This window comes from Kitasatospora sp. NPDC097691, assembly GCF_040302665.1.
Classification (GTDB): domain Bacteria; phylum Actinomycetota; class Actinomycetes; order Streptomycetales; family Streptomycetaceae; genus Kitasatospora.
In genome coordinates, this window is the sequence record NZ_JBEORY010000036.1 from 1 (window position 1) to 17638 (window position 17638).

General features: G+C 74.5%; 15 protein-coding genes and 1 rRNA gene. 12 read left to right on the top strand and 4 right to left on the bottom strand.

Features of this window, described 5'->3' with window-relative positions:
* The 10 genes from rrf to ABTY56_RS23860 all read left to right on the top strand — a co-directional run.
* A 5S ribosomal RNA gene (gene rrf, locus ABTY56_RS23815) occupies positions 1-75 on the top strand; the annotation flags it as partial.
* A 198-nt stretch (positions 76-273) separates the two neighbouring features.
* Positions 274-1683: a sensor histidine kinase gene (locus ABTY56_RS23820; protein WP_350631028.1), complete on the top strand. Its 1410-nt coding sequence runs from the start codon at positions 274-276 to the stop codon at positions 1681-1683.
* Positions 1635-2300, top strand: a complete 666-nt coding sequence (locus tag ABTY56_RS23825; RefSeq protein ID WP_350631029.1) for a response regulator transcription factor — start codon at positions 1635-1637, stop codon at positions 2298-2300. Before ABTY56_RS23820 ends, ABTY56_RS23825 begins: the two co-directional genes overlap by 49 nt.
* A 219-nt stretch (positions 2301-2519) precedes the next feature.
* Positions 2520-4127 carry a DUF2637 domain-containing protein gene (locus tag ABTY56_RS23830; protein ID WP_350631031.1) on the top strand — a complete coding sequence of 536 codons (1608 nt, stop codon included), beginning with the start codon at positions 2520-2522 and terminating at the stop codon, positions 4125-4127.
* Between the two features lie 111 nt (positions 4128-4238).
* Positions 4239-5528 carry a DUF6986 family protein gene (locus ABTY56_RS23835; RefSeq protein WP_350631032.1) on the top strand — a complete coding sequence of 430 codons (1290 nt, stop codon included), beginning with the start codon at positions 4239-4241 and terminating at the stop codon, positions 5526-5528.
* Positions 5529-5717: 189 nt separating this feature from the next.
* On the top strand, positions 5718-6374 hold the full coding sequence (locus ABTY56_RS23840; RefSeq protein ID WP_350631034.1) for a YigZ family protein: 657 nt from the start codon (positions 5718-5720) through the stop codon (positions 6372-6374).
* Positions 6375-6555: 181 nt separating this feature from the next.
* Positions 6556-6870: a cupin domain-containing protein gene (locus tag ABTY56_RS23845; protein WP_350631036.1), complete on the top strand. Its 315-nt coding sequence runs from the start codon at positions 6556-6558 to the stop codon at positions 6868-6870.
* Between the two features lie 374 nt (positions 6871-7244).
* Complete coding sequence (locus tag ABTY56_RS23850) at positions 7245-8951, top strand: hypothetical protein (protein ID WP_350631038.1); 1707 nt, start codon at positions 7245-7247, stop codon at positions 8949-8951.
* Between the two features lie 115 nt (positions 8952-9066).
* A complete protein-coding gene (locus ABTY56_RS23855; RefSeq protein WP_350631039.1) occupies positions 9067-10830 on the top strand; it encodes a restriction endonuclease in 1764 nt (587 codons plus the stop codon).
* Between the two features lie 248 nt (positions 10831-11078).
* Positions 11079-11846 carry a ZIP family metal transporter gene (locus tag ABTY56_RS23860; protein WP_350631040.1) on the top strand — a complete coding sequence of 256 codons (768 nt, stop codon included), beginning with the start codon at positions 11079-11081 and terminating at the stop codon, positions 11844-11846.
* A 69-nt stretch (positions 11847-11915) separates the two neighbouring features.
* Here the strand turns inward: ABTY56_RS23860 and ABTY56_RS23865 are convergent, their stop codons facing one another.
* Complete coding sequence (locus ABTY56_RS23865; protein ID WP_350631042.1) at positions 11916-12842, bottom strand: LysR family transcriptional regulator; 927 nt, start codon at positions 12840-12842, stop codon at positions 11916-11918.
* 163 nt (positions 12843-13005) lie between these two features.
* Here ABTY56_RS23865 and ABTY56_RS23870 point away from each other — a divergent pair, with 163 nt between their 5' ends.
* On the top strand, positions 13006-13947 hold the full coding sequence (locus ABTY56_RS23870; RefSeq protein ID WP_350631103.1) for an EamA family transporter: 942 nt from the start codon (positions 13006-13008) through the stop codon (positions 13945-13947).
* Here ABTY56_RS23870 and ABTY56_RS23875 read toward each other — a convergent pair.
* Positions 13838-14455, bottom strand: coding sequence for a MarR family winged helix-turn-helix transcriptional regulator (locus ABTY56_RS23875; RefSeq protein WP_350631043.1), 618 nt, complete (start codon positions 14453-14455; stop codon positions 13838-13840). The two genes, ABTY56_RS23870 and ABTY56_RS23875, sit on opposite strands and share 110 nt — an antisense overlap.
* Positions 14456-14622: 167 nt before the next feature.
* On the opposite strand from ABTY56_RS23875, the gene ABTY56_RS23880 reads away from it, so the two are divergent.
* The gene (locus tag ABTY56_RS23880; RefSeq protein ID WP_350631045.1) at positions 14623-14955 is read left to right on the top strand and encodes a DUF2218 domain-containing protein; all 333 of its coding nucleotides are present in this window, start codon (positions 14623-14625) and stop codon (positions 14953-14955) included.
* Here the strand turns inward: ABTY56_RS23880 and ABTY56_RS23885 are convergent.
* Positions 14928-15584: a phosphatase PAP2 family protein gene (locus tag ABTY56_RS23885; RefSeq protein ID WP_350631047.1), complete on the bottom strand. Its 657-nt coding sequence runs from the start codon at positions 15582-15584 to the stop codon at positions 14928-14930. The genes ABTY56_RS23880 and ABTY56_RS23885 overlap by 28 nt on opposite strands.
* 532 nt (positions 15585-16116) lie before the next feature.
* The gene (gabT, locus tag ABTY56_RS23890; RefSeq protein WP_350631048.1) at positions 16117-17472 is read right to left on the bottom strand and encodes a 4-aminobutyrate--2-oxoglutarate transaminase; all 1356 of its coding nucleotides are present in this window, start codon (positions 17470-17472) and stop codon (positions 16117-16119) included.
* Between the last annotated feature and the right edge of the window lie 166 nt (positions 17473-17638).

Consider the following 17638-nt stretch of genomic DNA (forward strand, 5'->3'; position numbering starts at 1 on the left):
AACCCGGAAGCTAAGCCTCACAGCGCCGATGGTACTGCAGGGGGGACCCTGTGGGAGAGTAGGACGCCGCCGAACAATCATTGTGAAGAACCCCCGTCCGGATTCCGGATGGGGGTTCTTTGCGTTTCCCGAAAACCCGATGAGCTGGTCTTCCTTCAACCCCGCAGGTGGTCCTAGGTCCACCTCGGGATTGGGGTGCCACGGCCAGTGTGGGTGGCCGGCGGTTCGTGAACACTGAGGGAGGACGATCGGTACCGGCCTCAGGAGCTTCCCGTGACAACAGTGAGTCGTACGAGCGGCACGACCGTACGTGCTCAGGCCCGGACGGCCTTCGCAGCCGGCGGCGAGGGGCTGGCCCGGCTTGCGATGGTGGTGCTCGCCGCGGTGCCGGGGGCGGTGCTGCCGGTGGGTGCCGCGATCATCGCGGGCGTGGTCATGTCCCAGTTGTTGGAGGCCTACGACCTGCAGGTCTTCTTCGCCCTGCTGGTGGGGGTGGCGGTCGGTGCCGTGGTGGCCGCCAACAACATCCGCCGCACCGCGAACCGTACGCGTGGACAGCTGGAGCGCTGGTTCGGCATCCGCCTGCCGGCGGTCTACGAGCCGATGCCGGGGCTGGAGTTGGACGACCGCGGGCACTGGTGGACGGGGTACTCGTACCACCGCTCGCAGACGGTGGCGAAGTACGCGCAGCTGGTCCACTGGGGTCTGCGGGACAGCACCACCCGCGGTGAGTTGACCTGGCTCGCCGTGAACCCGTTCCTGACGCTGGCCCTGGCCGGGCCGGTGGCCGCCCTGCTCGTGCTGGGGACGGCCTACGCCCTGGCGGGGCCGGTTCCGTCGGACGGGTTCGGGCCGCTGAACGCGCGCTCGGTGTCGGTCCTGCTGAGCATCGGGCTCGGGGCCGCCATGATCGTCGTCGGGATACTCGTGGCACCCTTCGCGGTGCGCGCGTACGCGGAGGCGGCCCGCCGGGTGCTGGACCGGGACGGCCGGGCGACGCACGCCCAGTTGACCAGGCGGGTGGCCGAGTTGACCGAGACGCGGGCGGACGCGGCGGGCAACCAGGCGGCCGAGCTGCGGCGGATCGAACGGGACCTGCACGACGGCGCGCAGGCGCGGCTGGTGGCGATCGGGATGACGCTGGGGACCATCGAACACCTCATGGACACCGATCAGACGGCGGCCCGGGAGCTCCTCGCCGAGGCCCGGCAGTCCTCGGCCCGGGCCCTTCAGGAGCTGCGGGACCTGGTGCGCGGTATCCACCCGCCGGTGCTCGCCGAGCGCGGACTGGGCGATGCCGTCCGGGCCCTGGCGCTGGACAGCTCGCTGCCGACCGAGGTGTGCGTCAGCCTGCCGGACCGGCCGGCGGCCCCGGTGGAGGCGGCGGTGTACTTCAGCATCTGCGAGCTGATGGCCAACGCGGCCAAGCACTCCGGCGCCGACCAGGTGTGGGTGGACATCCTGTACCGGGCAGGCTGCCTGCGGGTCACGGTGACGGACGACGGCGTGGGCGTGGCCGATCCCTCGCGGGGGACCGGACTGCGCGGGATCGAGAAGCGATTGGGTACCTTCGACGGTGTCCTCGCCATCGACAGCACGTCGGGCGGTCCCACCACCATCACCTTGGAGTTGCCGTGCGAGTTGTCCTCGCCGAGGACCTCTACCTCCTTCGCGAAGGCCTGATCAGGCTGCTGGAAGCGCACGGATTCACCGTGGTCGCGGCGGTGGAGACCGGGCCCGAGCTGCTGGAGGCACTGCTCGCCCACCGTCCGGACGTGGCCGTGGTCGACGTCCGGCTGCCGCCGACGCTCACCGACGAGGGCTTGCAGGCCGCGCTCAAGGCCCGCCGCGAGATCCAGGGCCTGCCCGTTCTGGTCCTCTCGCAGCACGTCCAGCAGCTGTACGCGCGGGAGTTGCTGGCGGACGGCACCGGTGGGATCGGCTACCTGCTGAAGGACCGGGTGTTCAACGCGGGGCAGTTCATCGACGCGGTCCGCCGGGTGGCGGCGGGCGGGACGGCGATGGACCCGGACGTGATCGCCAAGCTGATGCAGACCACCTCGCGCCGGCCGGGACCGCTGCTGCGGTTGTCCCCGCGCGAGCGCGAGGTGCTGGAGCTGATGGCCGAGGGCTGTTCCAACTCGGCGATCGCCGCCCGTCTCTCGGTGAGCGACGGCGCGGTGGCCAAGCACATCGCCAACATCTTCACCAAGCTCGAACTCGCTCCGGACGAGGACGCCAACCGTCGGGTGCTGGCCGTGCTGACGTACCTCAACGGCAGGGCGGGGCAGAGCCGCTGACGGTCCGGCCGGTCCTGAGGGGCGGGCCGGACCGTCAGCGGCCGCCGCCGTGCCGTGGACCGTGACACTCCAGGCTGCGGGAACGCTTAAACAGGTGTACGAGTAAACTCCGGTGGGCCGAGCCCGGAGGCTGTTCAGCCGCCCGGCGGCCCGACCAGCGGGACCCGACAGTCGAGGCAGCGTCCGGCCGCAGCCGACATCCAGGGGTTGATAGACGTAATGGCACGCCCAACGCTCACCAAGGCCCACCGAGGCCTGCTCGGCATGGTCGCGGCCGGTGCCTGCCTCATCTCGGGCATCGGATTCGCGGGCTCGTACAACGCGGTGCGCGAGCTGGCTCAGGAGAAAGGTTTCGGCGCCTTCTCCTACGCCTTCCCGATCGGCGTCGACGCGGGCATCGTCGTGCTCCTCGCGCTCGACCTGGTGCTGACCTGGCTGCGGATACCCTTCCCGATGCTCCGGCAGACCGCCTGGCTGCTGACCGTCGCCACCATCGCCTTCAACGCGGCCGCCTCCTGGGGCGACCCGCTCGGCATGGGCATGCACGCCGTCATCCCGGTGCTCTTCGTCGTCGTGGTCGAGGCCTCCCGCCACGCGGTCGGCCGGATCGCGGCGATCACGGCGGACCGCCACATGGAATCGGTCCGGGTGATGCGCTGGCTCCTGTCCCCGGTGCCGACCTTCCGGCTCTGGCGGCGGATGAAGCTCTGGGAGCTCCGCTCCTACGAGGAGGTCATCCGACTGGAACAGAACCGTCTGGTCTACCGGGCGCAGCTGCGCTTCCGCTACGGCCGCGGCTGGCGCCGCTCGGCGCCGATCCAGGCGCTGCTGCCGCTCAAGCTCGCCAAGTTCGGCGTTCCGCTGGATCCGGCGCTGCTCGACCGGCTGGACGACGAGGCCCGCGCGCGCGAGGCCGCGGAGGTGCCGGCGGGCCAGGAGTCGCGCGAGTTCGCGCCCCAGGGGGCCCGGGCCACGGCGATCGCTCCGGCGGCCGCTGCCCCGGCCCGTGCGCCGCAGCAGACCCAGCACCCGCAGCAGGCCCAGCAGGCCCCGCACCCGCAGCAGGCGCCGCAGGTCCAGGCGCAGCCCGGAGCGGCCCAGGCCGAGGCCGAGGCCCCGGCGGCCGCCGCACCGATGCCCGCCGAGGTGGCCGCGCCCATGCTGGCGAAGCTGGCGGCCGTCCGACTGCGCGCCGCGCAGGAGCCGGAGGCGGCGGGAGACGCGGTCCCGCAGCCGCGCCACGAGGAGCTGAACGTCTGGACCGAGCGCCCGGTCCGGACCACCGGCCACCCGGCCGACGGCGGCCCCGGCGGGCGGGTGCCGGGCCAGGCCTCGCCCTGGTTCAAGCCCCCGCGCCCGGTCGCCGATGAATCCGTTCCCGCCGACGCCCAGGCTGCCGCTCCCGGCCCCACCTCCGGCCCCGCTCCCTCCCTGTCCGGGCCCCGGCCGCAGGCCCCGCGTCCGGCCGCTCCGCAGCAGACCGAGCAGCCGGTCGCGCCGCAGCAGCCCCAGCAGCCGGGGCACCCCGCCCCGTCCGCCCAGGCCGCCCAGGCCGAGCAGCCGGTCCCGGCCGAGGAGCCCGCCCAAGCCGAGCACGCCGAAGCCCGTCCGACGTCCTCGCGGCTCGACCCGGACCTCGCCTACGAGGCCCTCGTCTCGTACATGGACGACCACAGCCACCAGCCCGACCCGCAGCGCCTCGCCGACTGGCTGACCAGGGAGTACGGCGTCACCGGCAAGGGCCCCGACGGCTCGGTCCACCCGAAGGAGGTCGCCGAGCTCTTCCCGGAGCTGCGCGACCGCTACGAGGCCGCCGGGAGGGACTGACCGGAGCGGCCGACCGTCCAGCGCTCGGTCGGCCATTGACGGCCGACCCCGCCGAAGCTACCTTCGCCTCAACAAATTGTTGAAGCGCTGGTTCGGCATGGAGGAGTGCGGATGTCGCAGGTCGAGGTCGACGGAAACGGGCCGACGGACGGGGCCTCCTTCTCCGCTGCCGCCCTGGCCGCCGTGGAGGCGCTGCTCGCGCCGGTCGACGCCGATCTGGCGCGCCGCTACCCGGGCGACTCCGGGACCAGGCAGCCGGTGCACACCGTCTACGTCCCGGCCGACGCCTTCGCCGCCGACACCGTGCGGGAGTGGGGCCGCCAGGCGCTGGCGGCCTTCGACGCCCATGCCGGCACCCCCGCCGAGCTGGCCCGCGCCCTCGGCGTCGCCGACGACGCACTGCTCGCCGACGTGCACGCCCGGGTCCGCGCCAAGCTGGAGCGCGAGCCGATCGAGGACCTGCGGGTCGACTTCGAGGACGGTTACGGCCCCCGCCCCGACCCCGAGGAGGACGCGGCCGCCGTCCGGGCCGCCGAGCTGGTCGCCGCGGCCGTGGCCGGGGGCGGCGCCCCGCCGTACATCGGCATCCGGATCAAGTGCATGGAGTCGCCGGTCCGTGCCCGCGGCATCCGCACCCTGGAGCTGTTCCTGGCCACCCTGCTCGCGGCCGGCGACCTGCCGGAGGGCCTGGTCCTGACCCTGCCCAAGGTCACCTACGCCGAGCAGGTCACCGCGCTGGTCCGGCTGCTGGAGGACTTCGAGCGCCGGGCCGGGCTGCCGGCCGGCCGCATCGGCTTCGAGATCCAGATCGAGACCACGCAGGCCATCCTCGGCCCGGACGGCCGGGCCACCGTCGCCCGGATGATCGAGGCCGCCGAAGGGCGGGCCACCGGCCTGCACTACGGCACCTTCGACTACAGCGCGGCCTGCGGAGTCAGCGCCGCCCACCAGAGCATGGACCACCCGGTCGCCGACCACGCGAAGGCGGTCATGCAGGTGGCCGCGGCCGGCACCGGCGTCCGGCTCTCCGACGGGTCGACCAACGTCATCCCGACCGGCTCCACCGAACAGGTGCACGCCGCCTGGAAGCTCCACCACGACCTGGTCCGCCGTTCGCTGGCGCGCGCCTACTACCAGGGCTGGGACATGCACCCGGCGCACCTGCCGACCCGTTACGTCGCGGTGTACTCCTTCTACCGCGAGGGCCTGGCGGCCGCCGCCGCCCGGCTGTCCGCGTACGTCGCCAAGGCGGGCGGCGACGTGATGGACGAACCGGCCACGGCCCGGGCGCTCAGCGGCTACCTGCTGCGCGGCCTGGACTGCGGTGCCGTCGACCTCGCCGAGGTCACCGCGCTGACCGGTCTGGACCGCGAGCGGCTGAACACCCTCGCCGGCCGCTGACCCCGGGGCCTCCGCCGCCCGGAGAAGCGATCGTCCGCCGGACCGGCCGTCACCGGCGATCGGCCGTCCGCCGGGCCGCCGACCCCGCGGCCGCCGATCCTCCGGTCCGCGCCAACTAGGCTGGCGGTGCCGCCCCGGCAACCGGGGTGCGCCGCCAGCCGTCGCCGTTCCCGGGAGAAGCACCGCGCCATGTCCGCCACGCCGGAGCCCACCGCCAGGCCGTACCTCACCATCCGGCGGGCCGGCAGCCACGAGATCGAGATCAAGAAGTCCCGGTTCATCTGCCACCTCGCCCGGGTCACCGACGAGGAGGAGGCGCAGGCCTTCATCGCCGGCATCCGCAAGCAGTACTGGGACGCCCGGCACAACTGCACCGCCTTCGTGGTCGGCGACGAGCAGCGCCGCGAGCGCTCCAGCGACGACGGCGAGCCCGGCGGCACGGCCGGGGTGCCGATGCTGGAGGTGCTGCGCCGACGCGGCCTGACCGACACGGCCGCCGTGGTCACCAGGTACTTCGGCGGGATCAAGCTCGGAGCGGGCGGCCTGGTGCGGGCGTACGGGAGCGCGGTGTCCGAGGCGGTGGACGGGATCGGGCTGCTGGAGCGCAGGCCGGTCGCGCTGCTCGCCGTGACGGTGGACCACGTCCGGGCCGGGCGGGTGGAGAACGACCTGCGGGCGGCCGGGTACGCGGTGAACGACCTGGCCTACGAGGCGGCGGGGGTGCGGATCGAGGTGGGCGTGCCGGAGCCCGGGGTGGCTGACTTCCACACCTGGCTGGCCGAGGCGACCGGGGGCACCGCGGCGGCCGTCCCGGCCGGTCGCACCTACGTCGAGGTGCCCGTCTGAGCACCGGGTGCGGCGCCGCCGGTCCGCGCGGGCGGCCCGCCCGACGCGCCGGGTTTCGGACACACATCCGGCCACATCGGCACCGGGCCTTCTCGGTGCCCCGGGGCGCCTGCCTAGCCTGAACCGGCCGTCGGCCAGGAGCCGTCCGGCAGCCCCGGGACACCTCCAGGAAGCCGACGCGATGCCCGTCGTCCAGACCATCACCCTGCCCCCGGGCGCCGGCACCGGCTGGCACTACCACCCGGGAAGGGTCGACGTGGTGGTGCTGTCCGGGACGCTGACCCGGACCCTGCACGACGGCCGGGTCGAGGTCAGCCGCGCGGGCGACTCCCTGGTCGAGGAGGCAGGGCCGGTCCACGTCCACATCGGGCGCAACCTGGGGACCGAACCCGTGGTACTGATCGCGAACTACGCGGCCCCGGCAGGCTGCCCGCTGGCCGTCCCGGTCCCGGAACCCGCCTGGAACCGCAGCTCAGCCGGGCCGGCCGGGGCCTGAGGGGGGCCTGAGCGGGGGTCCGAGGTCCGGACGGGAGCCCGGGCGCGACACCCGCTGCGAGCCGCGTCCGGTAGCCCAGGCCGGGCGCCACGCGGAAGACGGCTTGAACAGATTCACTCGAACGTAGGGTCGTGGCCCGGAGTCGGAACTTCCGCTCCGGGCCATGGCGTTTCCTGGGCAAGGATCCGGCGGAACCGGACGAAACCCATCGATGGAGGACACAGGACCCCACCCCGCACCACGGAGGTATGCGCATGACCTCAGACCGTTGGACTTCAGACCGTTCGACCTCGCCCCGCCCGACCTCGAACCGCGCCCGCTCGCACGCCGGTTCCGACCTCCCCGGCCCCCGCGGTCCCGCGACGCCCTACCGGATGACCGTCACCACGGCGCTCCCGCACGCCGAGGCGGTCGCCCTGGCCGACGAACAGCTCGCCTCCTGGCTGAAACAGGAGGGTTGCGACGAGCCCCCGCCGGTGCTCGACGCACCGCCCCCCGAGGCGCCGGGGCTCGCGGAGCGCCTCCGCCTGGGCGAGCGCGTCCTGCTCGACCGCGACCACGGCCCGCTGCGCGGCGGCTCGGGCGCCGGCCGCTACGACCGCCGCCGCCTGCGCACCCCGGCCCCGCACGGCACCCAGCAGCTCACGCTCACCGTCGCCACCGGCGCCGACGGCCCCACCTGGGTCCGGTTGGAGGCCGAGACGCACAGCACCGGCAGCGGCGTCCGCACCCCCTGCCGGGTGCCGGTGCCCGAGCTGGCCCGCTCACTGCTGCCGCTGCTCGACGCCACCGACGGCCCGGCCGTCGTCCACACCGCTCCCCGGGTGATCACGGCCGACGCGGTGGACGCCCTGATCGACGAGCTGTGCGACCCGGAGCGCCGGCTGCCCACCGTGGTCGCCAGCGTCCCGGTGAACCTCCCGACCGACCGCTGGGTGGAGGACGTGGTCGGCCCGCTCTGCCACCAGCTGCCCGGCCTCGCCACCGCCTACGTGCTGGATCCCGGCGCCCGCACCGGGTTCAACGTCGCGCTGGAGTACCACTCCGTGTACGGCGGGGCGGTGCGCACCTACCTGCCCGAGGTCGACCCGGCCTCCCGGCTGGACGGCGCGCGACACCCGGTGCTCGCCCGGGGCCGAATAGAACAGGACCTGCGCCGCGCCGCCGGGCTGCTCGCCCGCGAACCGCGCCGCCTCGCCGCCGACCAGCCGCTGCCGGTGCCACTGGCGGCCGTCCCGGTGCTGCGCGTCCCGCCGCCGCAGCTCCGCCCGTCCGCCGGGCGGGCCGCCGACCCGAGCGCCGCGAGCCGGGGTGCCGACCTGGCCGTCGTCGGGGCCGAACTGGCCGAGCTCGCCCACGAGGAGCAGCAGGACCGCGCCGAGCAGCAGGCCAGGGCCGACGAGCTGGAGCGGGTCCGGCGCACCTTGCGCCTGGAGCGCCGCGACCGCCACGACACCCGGGACGGCCGGGACACCCGTGAGGGCCGTCTCCGCTCCGGCGCCCGCGCCCTGACCGGTCGTCACTGCACCACCCCGGGTGCCGGCCAGGCACTCGGTCCGCGTTTCGCCGCCCAGCCCGCCGACCGCTGCGGCAAGCCCGAGAGCTTCACCGAACTCATGGCCAGGATGGGAGAGTTCCCGCTGCTGACCTTCACCGGGGACCAGAAGAGCGCGCTCGCCCTGGACGAGCTCCAGCGCGTCGGAGCCGGCTGGGCCCGGCTCGCCTGGGACGGCCTGACCGCGCTTCAGGAGTACGCCGAGGCGGCGGTGCGCGGCAGGGCCGGCGGTGACTTCAAGCAGTGGTGCGAGCACACGCCGGAGGGCTGCCACCGCTTCCCGCCCCGCAAGGCGGTGCGCGGGGAGTCCAGGACGGTGTTCAGCCACACCAAGTGGAAGCGCGAACGGATGCTGCCGGTACCGGAATGCGTCGACGCCTCCCGGCGCGCGTTCATGGGCGCGCACCTGCGGATCGGCGGCGGCCGCACCGCGCCCCGGCTGCACTACCTGGACGACTGTTCCGGCAGTGGCCGGATCTACGTCGGCTACATCGGTCTGCACCTGACCAACACCCGCACCAACTGACCGGCTTGGCTGACCGCCGCGCCCGTTCGGTGGACAATGTCCGGCAGGGGGTGGGTCCGCAGGCTCGCCGACCGCCCCGGGCAGGCGCCGGACGAGCATGGGGGAACGACGACCGATGCAGCACTCAGCAGACGGCCGGTCCGACGGCAGCACCACCGTCCGGGTTCCCCAACCGGGCTTCCTCGCCTCGGTCTTCCGCGACCTCGGTGTCGATGAGGCCGCGGAGCCGGACGCCGCCGCCACCGGCCGCCCGGGCGGGGGCCCGGCCGGTGACGGTCCGGCCCGTCCGGGCCCCGCCGGGGGCACGGACCAAGGCACGCCCCGCCCGAGCGCCACCGATCCCGGCCCGGACGCCGCCGACGCGGGCGGGCCGGGTACGGCCGATCTGGGCGCCGGTGCCCCCGACGCGCCCGACCCGGAGGAGGCCGTCGCGGCGCACGCCCGCGCCGCCGCCCTGACCCACCACCGCACGGTCACCGTCCAGGCCGAGCACGAGAGGCTCGCCGAGCTGCTGCGGCGAGCCGCGCTGCCCGTCTCGGCCATGGACTTCGAGAGCCAGCTGCGCCACTACGAGCCCCGGCCCTACCCGGCCGACGGCCCGGGCGTCGCCGACGTGCCGGAGCCCCGCTGGGAGGACTTCGCACCCGCCGGGCCGGCCTCGGCCGACCCCGAGAGCAGCCCGTCCCGCCGTCTGCTCGACTCCGGCTACCAGCGCGAGCTCGCCGGGGCCAGGCTCGCCCATCAGCGCGCCCTGCGGCAGTGGCGCACCCGCCGGGCCGAGGCCGGCAGCCCGGCCGCGGACGAGTCCCGCCGTGCCCACGAGGCGGCCGAGGAGGCTCGCGCCCGCGCCGTGCGCGAGTACAACGAGAGCCTGGAGGAGTGCCGCCGCGCCTACCGGCTGGCCGAGCCGGCCGCCGTGGAATCACTGCTGGAGCGGGCGCTGGCAGCGGCCGAGACCGCGACCCAGGACCTCCCCGCCCCCTGCCGGGCGGTGTTCCGCCCGCTCACCCGCACCGCCGTGCTGGACCTCGACCTGCCGCCGCTCGACCTGGTGCCCTCGCTCGCCGGCTACCGGCTCGCCCCGGACGGCGACATCGTCCCGGTGCCGCGCCCGCCGGCCGACCGGGCCACCGACTACCTGCGGCTGGTCGCCCGGCTGGCCCTGCGCGCCCTGCAGGCCGCCGACGCGGTGGACACCGACGAGATACTCGCCGGCGTCGTCCTCAACGGCTGGCTGCGCGAGCCCGATGCGGCCGAACCGCTCTGCCTGGTCAGCGTGGACGCCGACCGCGACGCGCTGGCCCGCACCCGGCTGCTGCCGCCGGGGACCCCGTACGAGGACCGCGACGACGAGGGCGTCTACGCCGACGCCGAGCAGGACGAGGCCCTCGTCCGGCTGCGCCAGCTCGGCGCCGCCGTCACCCCGGACCCGTACGACCGGTCGGGTGTCCGGCCTGCCGCCCGGGCCGGGGCCACCGTGCCGGCCGCGCCCGACCTGTCCGCCAACGAGTTCGCCCAGCTGGTGCGCGACCTGCTCACCCGGGGCGGGATCGCCGAGTGGAGCGTGCGGCTGCGCGGCCCGGCCGGGCTGGTCGCCACCGGTGAGGGCGCACCCGGCAGCGCACTGCCCGGCCGCTGGGTGGTCTGGGCCTCCCGGGGCCCCGAGCCGGTCGCCGCGGAGGAGCTCGTCACGCTGGCCGAGGCGGTCGACGAGGAGTCCGCCGAGCGCGGCCTGCGGCTGACCACCGGCCGCTTCAGCGACGAGGCACTGGACCTCGCCGCCGCGGACGGCCACCGCCACATCCACCTGGTCGACGGCGACGGTGTCCGCGAGCTCGCCCGCACCCACCTCGGTCTGCCGCTCGCCGTCGGCCGCTGACCCTCCCCACCTGCGGCATCACCCCGACAGCCTCTCCGGCGGGCGCCCCGCCACGCCCGGACCGAGGCTGGGGAACGGGCCCCGGCCCCGCCCGGCACCCCGGTCGACTGCCGTCGAACGGCCGTCCGGTACGGTCGGCGGTCGGCCCGGCGACGGGCGGACCCCAGGGGGAGAGGAATGGGCAGAGCGCTCGGCAGACCACACGGCGGCACCGGCCACCCGGCCGCACCTGCGACGGAGGCGGCCCGATGACCGCCGTCCTGGTCGCCGCGGGGGCGTTCCTGATGACGCTGATCGGCGGCTTCGTCGCCCAGCGAACCGGCGACCGCCGCCACCTGGTGCTCGGCTTCGCGGCCGGCCTGATGCTCGGCGTGGTCGCCTTCGACCTGCTGCCCGAGGCGATCAACCAGGCGCCGGGAGAGGTCCACGGCGTGCCGCAGGCGCTCCTGATGTTCGCGGCCGGCTTCCTCACCATCCACGTGGTCGAGCGCGCGGTCGCCATCCACCGCGGCCACGAGGGCGAGTACGCCGAGCACACCCACGGCGGCCACCACCACGGGCACGCCCACGGTGCCGGGCAGCAGGGCGTCGGGCTGACCGCCGCACTGGCGCTGGTCGGCCACAGCGTGATGGACGGTTTCGCGATCGGCGCCGCCTTCCAGGCCGGCAGCACGGTCGGCACGGTGGTGGCCATCGCGGTGGTCGCCCACGACTTCGCGGACGGCTTCAACACCTACACGATCACCCGGCTGTACGGGAACAACAAGCGACGGGCGTTGACCCTGCTCGCGGCCGACGCGCTCGCCCCGGTGTCCGGTGCCGCGATCACCCTGGCGTTCACCATCCCGGAGCACCTGCTCGGCCTCTACCTGGGCTTCTTCTCCGGCTTCCTGCTCTACCTGGCGACCTCCGACATCCTCCCCGAGGCGCACAGCCCGCACCCCTCCCGCAGCACCCTGCTGTGCACCCTCGCCGGGGTCGGCTTCATGTGGCTGGTGATCGGCTTCGCCAAGTGAGCCCGCCGAGGTCTTCGGGCCTGACGGGATCACCGGAACCACTGGGACCACGAAGCCGGCCGGCCGGGGTCACTGGCCTTCCGCAGGCCCCGAGGCCTGCAGCCGGCCCCACCCCTCCCGCATCGCGGCCAGTGCCTCGGTGATGGCCGGCCGGCGGGACGCCCGGGAGCGCCAGAGCGCGAAGACCCGCCGACTCGGCTCCGGCGTCACCCGGCGGGCCGCCACCCCGGGCGGCAGCGGCCCCCGCCCGAGCTTCGGCACCAGGCCCATCCCGAGGCCGGCCGCGACCAGCGCGATCTGCGTCTCGAACTCGCCGACCTGGTAGCGCACGTCCGGCTCCTCACCGGCCTCGCGCAGGGTGCGGACCAGCCAGTCGTGGCAGATGTTGCCCGGCGGCACGCTGATCCAGCGCTGCCCGCAGAGCCGTGCCACCGGTACCGGGTCGAGCGCGGCCAACTCGTCGTCGGTGGGCAGCAGCAGGTCCACCGGATCCGTCCCGAGCTCCATCCGGGAGACCCCGTCCTGCACCGGCAGCGGCACGGTCGGCCAGTCCTGCACCAGCGCCAGGTCGACCTCGCCCCGGGCCACCAGATCGGCCGCCGGGTACGGATCGCGCTCCAGCAGCCGAACGTCCAGCTCCGGGCAGCGCCGCCGCAGATCGGCCAGCACCCCGGGCATCAGCCCGCGCGCGCCGGACGCGAACGCGGCCACCAGCAGCCGCCCGACCGCCTGGCCGCGCTGCTCCTCCAGCCGCACCTCGGCCTGCTCCACCAGCCCCAGCACGGTCTGCGCGGTGTCGGCCAGCTCGCGCGCCGCGTCGGTCAGCACCACGCCGCGACCCTGCCGCTCCAGCAGCACCGTCCGGGTCTCCCGCTCCAGCTTGGCGATCTGCTGCGAGACCGCCGAGGGCGTGAAGCCGAGCGCGGCCGCCGCCCCGCCGACCGAGCCGTGCACCGCCACCGCGTGCAGCGCCCGCAGGCGTCCCAAGTCCATCATGCAGTGATCCTAAAGTGTCTCCTTCAGTATTCATCGCTGGTGCTACACGGTTCAGCGCCACCATGCTCGACCCATGACCGCGACACCCGCCGCCGCGAGCGGCACCAGCACCACGAGCACCACGAGTACGAGCACGAGTGGTACGGCGATGGGCGGCGCGGGCATGAGCGCGCCCCACATCGCGCTGGCCGTCCTGGTGGCCGCCGTCTGGGGCCTCAACTTCGTCCTCATCCACGTCGGACTCGACAACTTCCCGCCGCTGCTCTTCTGCGCCCTGCGGTTCGCGGTCGTCGCCGTGCCGGCGGTCTTCTTCGTCGGCCCGCCCAAGGTGGCCCGGCGCTGGGTGGTGGCGGTCGGCGTGGTCCTCGGGGTGGTCAAGTTCGGGCTGCTCTTCCTCGGCATGCACGCCGGGATGCCGGCCGGCCTCTCCTCCCTGGTGCTCCAGGGGCAGGCCGGCTTCACCGCGCTGTTCGCCGCCGTGCTGCTGCGCGAACGCGCCGGCGGGCAGCGGTTGCTGGGCCTGGCCGTCGCCTTCGCGGGCATCGCGCTGAGCGCGTACGATCAGGGCGCGGGAGGTCCGCTGGGCGCCTTCGCACTGGTCGTCCTGGCCGCCGTCGCCTGGGGCCTGGCCAACGTGCTGACCCGCAAGGCGGCGCCGCCGGACGCGCTGCGCTGGATGGTCTGGGTCAGCGCCGTCCCGCCGCTGCCGCTGCTGGGCCTGTCCCTGCTGGTCGAGGGCCCCGGGGCGGACCTGCGCGCGCTGCGCGAGATCACCCCCGCCGGGCTCGGCGCGATCGGCTACGTCGGGCTCGTCTCCACCCTGCTGGGCTTCGTCGCCTGGAGCTTCCTGCTGCGCACCTACGACGCCACCGCCGTCGCGCCCTACTCCCTGCTGGTGCCGGTGTTCGGGATGTCCTCGGCCTGGCTGCTGCTCGGCGAACGGGTCACTCCGACGGCCGCCGCGGCCGCGCTGCTGGTGATCGCCGGGATCGGGATCACCGCGCTGCGTCCGGGGGCGCCGAGCGCCGCGGTGGCCCGGCTGCGAGGAACCGGGCCTCGGCGGAGCGCAGCACTCGCAGCAGCACCTCCTCGTCGGCGGGGCTGACCTCGCCGAAGTACTCCTGCGCCACCTCGTCGCGGACCTGCCCGATCCGTTCCACCGCCGCGCGACCGGCCTCGGTCAGCAGGATCCGCACGGCCCGTCGGTCGGCCGGGTCGGGGCTGCGCTCGACCAGGCCGGCCTCCTCCAGCGCGTCGACCACGGTGGTGGCCGAGCGCGGGGCGATGTGCAGCTTGTCGGCGAGGTCGCTCAGCCGCATCGCGTGGTCCGGCGTCTCGCAGCCCGGCACGTGCGCGAGGGTGCGCAGCGCCCGGGCCTGGCCGGGGGTGATGCCGTACGGCTCCAGCCGCCAGCCGGTCTGGCGGCGGATCCGCTTGATCGCCCTGGTCATCGAGTCCGCCAGTTCGGCGGCGGAGCCGGGGGAGTCCGGGGAGTCGTTGGGACCGGTGGGGCCGGGGGAGTCGGGGGAGTCGGCGCAACCGCCGGAGCCGAGGGAGCCGGGCCGGGGGGCGGAGGAGGAGTCCGCCGGGTCGTCGGTCGGCGTGGTGGTCATCGGCGGTCTCCTCGGCTGGTGTCCGGCCAAGCGTAGCGACCGGTCCGGTGCTCCCGTGTGGTCGGCCGACGACGGTCGGGGAAATATGTTGAGCTTAGCTCAGTATCTGGGCTAGCGTAGGCGCCAGTGAGGGGGCCCTAAGTTCCCTCCCCGACCCTGGAGGGCCCATGCCCGTTTCCACCGCACGCGTCGCCACCGACCGCCCCGGCCGCTACGCCAAGCAGCTCGCCGCCCACATGGGGCGCAAGATCGAGGCCGCCTACTCCGAGGACACCGGCCGCGGCACGCTGGTCTTCGGTGCCGGCACCGCCACCCTGGAGGCGCAGCCCGACGCGCTGCTGCTCACCGTCGAGGGCGAGCGCGAGAACCTGCCCGGTCTGGAAGACGTCGTCGGCCGCCACCTCGTCCGCTTCGGCGCCCGAGACGAGCTCGTCGTCGAGTGGCACCGCGACAACGGCGAGGCCGGCCTGGTTCACCGCAACGAGGACCCCGAGGCCTGACGGCTCCCGGCCTCCGGGCGGGGCAGCCACCGGTCGAGCGGCCACAACACCAGGACGGCCAGGCACCAGCTGGCCACCACGTCCAGCAGCCAGTGGAAGTCGCTCCACACCAGCCCCGCGCCCACGCCGAGCGCCAGCAGAGCCGCGCCCGCCGTCAGCCCCCGGGCGGCGCGCGGCCCCGACACCCGTGCCAGCAGCAGCGCCGCCACCCCGTACGAGATCGCCGCGGTCGCCGTGTGCCCGGACGGGTACCAACCCCACTGCTCCGGCGTCAGCGGATCCCCCAGCGGGCCCGGCCGGGCGAACGCCGCCTTCGCCGGCACCACCAACAGCGGGATCAGCCCCGACGTCAGCGCCGCCACCGGCAGCGGCAGCCACCAGCGACCGGTGCCGGCCCGGCGCCACCACCACGCGGCCGACGCGCCGGCCAGCAGCAGCGCCGGGATCGCCGGGACGCTGCTGCCCAGGTCCGACAGGGCGCGGCCGAGGTGGTCGAGCAGCGCGTTCGGGGCATCGTGGCGGGCCGTGTGCACGGCCCGGCGGACCCAGCGGTCCAGCCCGAGCAGCGGACCGGCCACCGCCACCTGCCAGGACACCGCCAGCAGCACCACCGCCACCACCACCGGCACGGCCGACGACCGCGCCGTCCGGGCCGGCCGGGCAGACCGTGCCGGGGCGGCGGAGAGCCGGGCAGACCGGTCCGGGACAGCGGACAGCCGCCCCGGAGCAGGGGGGAGAGCTCCGGGGCGGCTCTGATGATCGCCGTTCCGCGCGCCCCGGGGGGTGTGGGTCGGACGGTCGGTCGATCGGCCTTCGGTATGCACCGCCCCTCCCGGGGCAGCCTGGTTGTCCTCGCGGGGCGCGCACGGACCCGCCACCGAGGGCGGCTCCGCGGACGGCTCCGCCAATGGCTGAGGCTCGCTGTCCATCTGTGATGACACTACGTCAACAGCCCTTCCACGCCGAGCGCCTTCAGCGATTCCGCACATCATCTTCACCCTGCGCCGGGCAACCTCCGGGACGTCCCGTCGATCATGCCCGGCCGCCGTGCCGGGCCCGCGAACGGCTTCCGCACAACCGAACGGCCCGTGCGGACCAGAGGTCCCCACGGGCCGTTCAGCGCTGTCCGGACATCCCTCCGGCGGGCAGGTGGCGCCTGGATCAGGCGGCGGTGACACCCTGGAGCGCGAAGGCGCCCTCGATGATGTCCAGACCCTCGGTGAGCAGGTGCTCCGGGATCACCAGCGGCGGCAGGAAGCGCAGCACGTTGCCGTAGGTGCCGGCGGTGAGGACCACCAGACCCTCGGCGTGGCAGGCCTTGGCGATCGCGGCGGTGACCTCCGGGTTCGGCTCCTTGGAGCCCGGCTTCACCAGCTCGACGGCGATCATCGCGCCGCGGCCGCGGACCTCGCCGATCACGTCGAACTTCTCCTGCATCGCCCGCAGGCGGCCCAGCATGACCTCGCCGATCCGCTGCGCCTTGCCGTTGAGGTCCAGCTCCTTCATGGTCTCGATGGAGCCCAGGGCGGCGGCGCAGGCCACCGGGTTGCCACCGTAGGTGCCGCCCAGGCCGCCGGCGTGCGCGGCGTCCATGATCTCGGCGCGGCCGGTCACGGCGGCCAGCGGCAGACCGCCGGCGATGCCCTTGGCAGTGGTGATCAGGTCCGGGACGATGCCCTCGTCGTCACAGGCGAACCACTGACCGGTGCGGCAGAAACCGGTCTGGATCTCGTCCGCGACGAACACGATGCCGTTCGCCTTCGCGTACTCCACGATCGCCGGCAGGAAGCCCTTGGCCGGCTCGATGAAGCCGCCCTCACCCTGGATCGGCTCGATGATGATCGCGGCGACGTTCTCGGCGCCGATCTGCTTGTTGATGATGTCGATCGCCTGCGCGGCGGCCTCGGCGGCGCAGTTCTCGGCACCGGTCAGCCAGCGGTAGGGGTAGGCCACCGGCACCCGGTGGATCTCCGGGGCGAACGGACCGAAGCCCTGCTTGTACGGCATGTTCTTCGCCGTCAGGCCCATGGTCAGGTTCGTACGGCCGTGGTAGCCGTGGTCGAACACCACGACAGCGGTGCGCTTGGTGTAGGCGCGGGCGATCTTCACCGCGTTCTCGACCGCCTCGGCGCCCGAGTTGAACAGCGCGGTGCGCTTCTGGTGGTCACCCGGGGTCAGCTCGTTCAGCTGCTCGGCGACAGCCACGTAACCCTCGTACGGGGTCACCATGAAACAGGTGTGGGTGAAGGCGGCCAGCTGCTCGCTCGCCTTGGCCACCACGGCCTCGGCGCTGTTGCCGACGTTGGTCACGGCGATGCCGGAGCCGAAGTCGATCAGCGAGTTGCCGTCCACGTCCTCCAGCACACCGCCGTTGGCACGGGACACGTACACCGGCAGGGTGGTGCCGACGCCGGCCGCCACCGCATCCAGCTTGCGGGCCTGCAGCTCCTGCGACTTCGGACCGGGGATCGCGGTGACCAGGCGGCGCTCCTGCGGGAGCGGCGTTGCGGCGCTCATGGGGTTTCTCCAGACTTCTCGGCTCGGTGCTTCGCAGGCTAAGGCCGCCCTCCCCACCCAGGCATGCGCCACTCGGTAGCAGTGCGCCGTCCGACTTGTCCTGCACGGCCAGCGCGGGTTGCGCGACTACCCGCAGGCCCCGCTCCACTACCCTGAGCGCGGGCGT

Bases quoted from the DNA above. Each gene is read 5' to 3' on its own strand.
- ABTY56_RS23835 (WP_350631032.1), top strand. From the start codon at position 4,239: ATGTCGCAGGTCGAGGTCGACGGAAACGGGCCGACGGACGGGGCCTCC.
- ABTY56_RS23880 (WP_350631045.1), top strand. From the start codon at position 14,623: ATGCCCGTTTCCACCGCACGCGTCGCCACCGACCGCCCCGGCCGCTAC.
- ABTY56_RS23830 (WP_350631031.1), top strand. From the start codon at position 2,520: ATGGCACGCCCAACGCTCACCAAGGCCCACCGAGGCCTGCTCGGCATG.
- ABTY56_RS23865 (WP_350631042.1), bottom strand. From the start codon at position 12,842: ATGATGGACTTGGGACGCCTGCGGGCGCTGCACGCGGTGGCGGTGCAC.
- ABTY56_RS23855 (WP_350631039.1), top strand. From the start codon at position 9,067: ATGCAGCACTCAGCAGACGGCCGGTCCGACGGCAGCACCACCGTCCGG.
- ABTY56_RS23860 (WP_350631040.1), top strand. From the start codon at position 11,079: ATGACCGCCGTCCTGGTCGCCGCGGGGGCGTTCCTGATGACGCTGATC.
- ABTY56_RS23870 (WP_350631103.1), top strand. From the start codon at position 13,006: ATGAGCGCGCCCCACATCGCGCTGGCCGTCCTGGTGGCCGCCGTCTGG.
- gabT (WP_350631048.1), bottom strand. From the start codon at position 17,472: ATGAGCGCCGCAACGCCGCTCCCGCAGGAGCGCCGCCTGGTCACCGCG.
- ABTY56_RS23840 (WP_350631034.1), top strand. From the start codon at position 5,718: ATGTCCGCCACGCCGGAGCCCACCGCCAGGCCGTACCTCACCATCCGG.
- ABTY56_RS23845 (WP_350631036.1), top strand. From the start codon at position 6,556: ATGCCCGTCGTCCAGACCATCACCCTGCCCCCGGGCGCCGGCACCGGC.
- ABTY56_RS23850 (WP_350631038.1), top strand. From the start codon at position 7,245: ATGACCGTCACCACGGCGCTCCCGCACGCCGAGGCGGTCGCCCTGGCC.
- ABTY56_RS23875 (WP_350631043.1), bottom strand. From the start codon at position 14,455: ATGACCACCACGCCGACCGACGACCCGGCGGACTCCTCCTCCGCCCCC.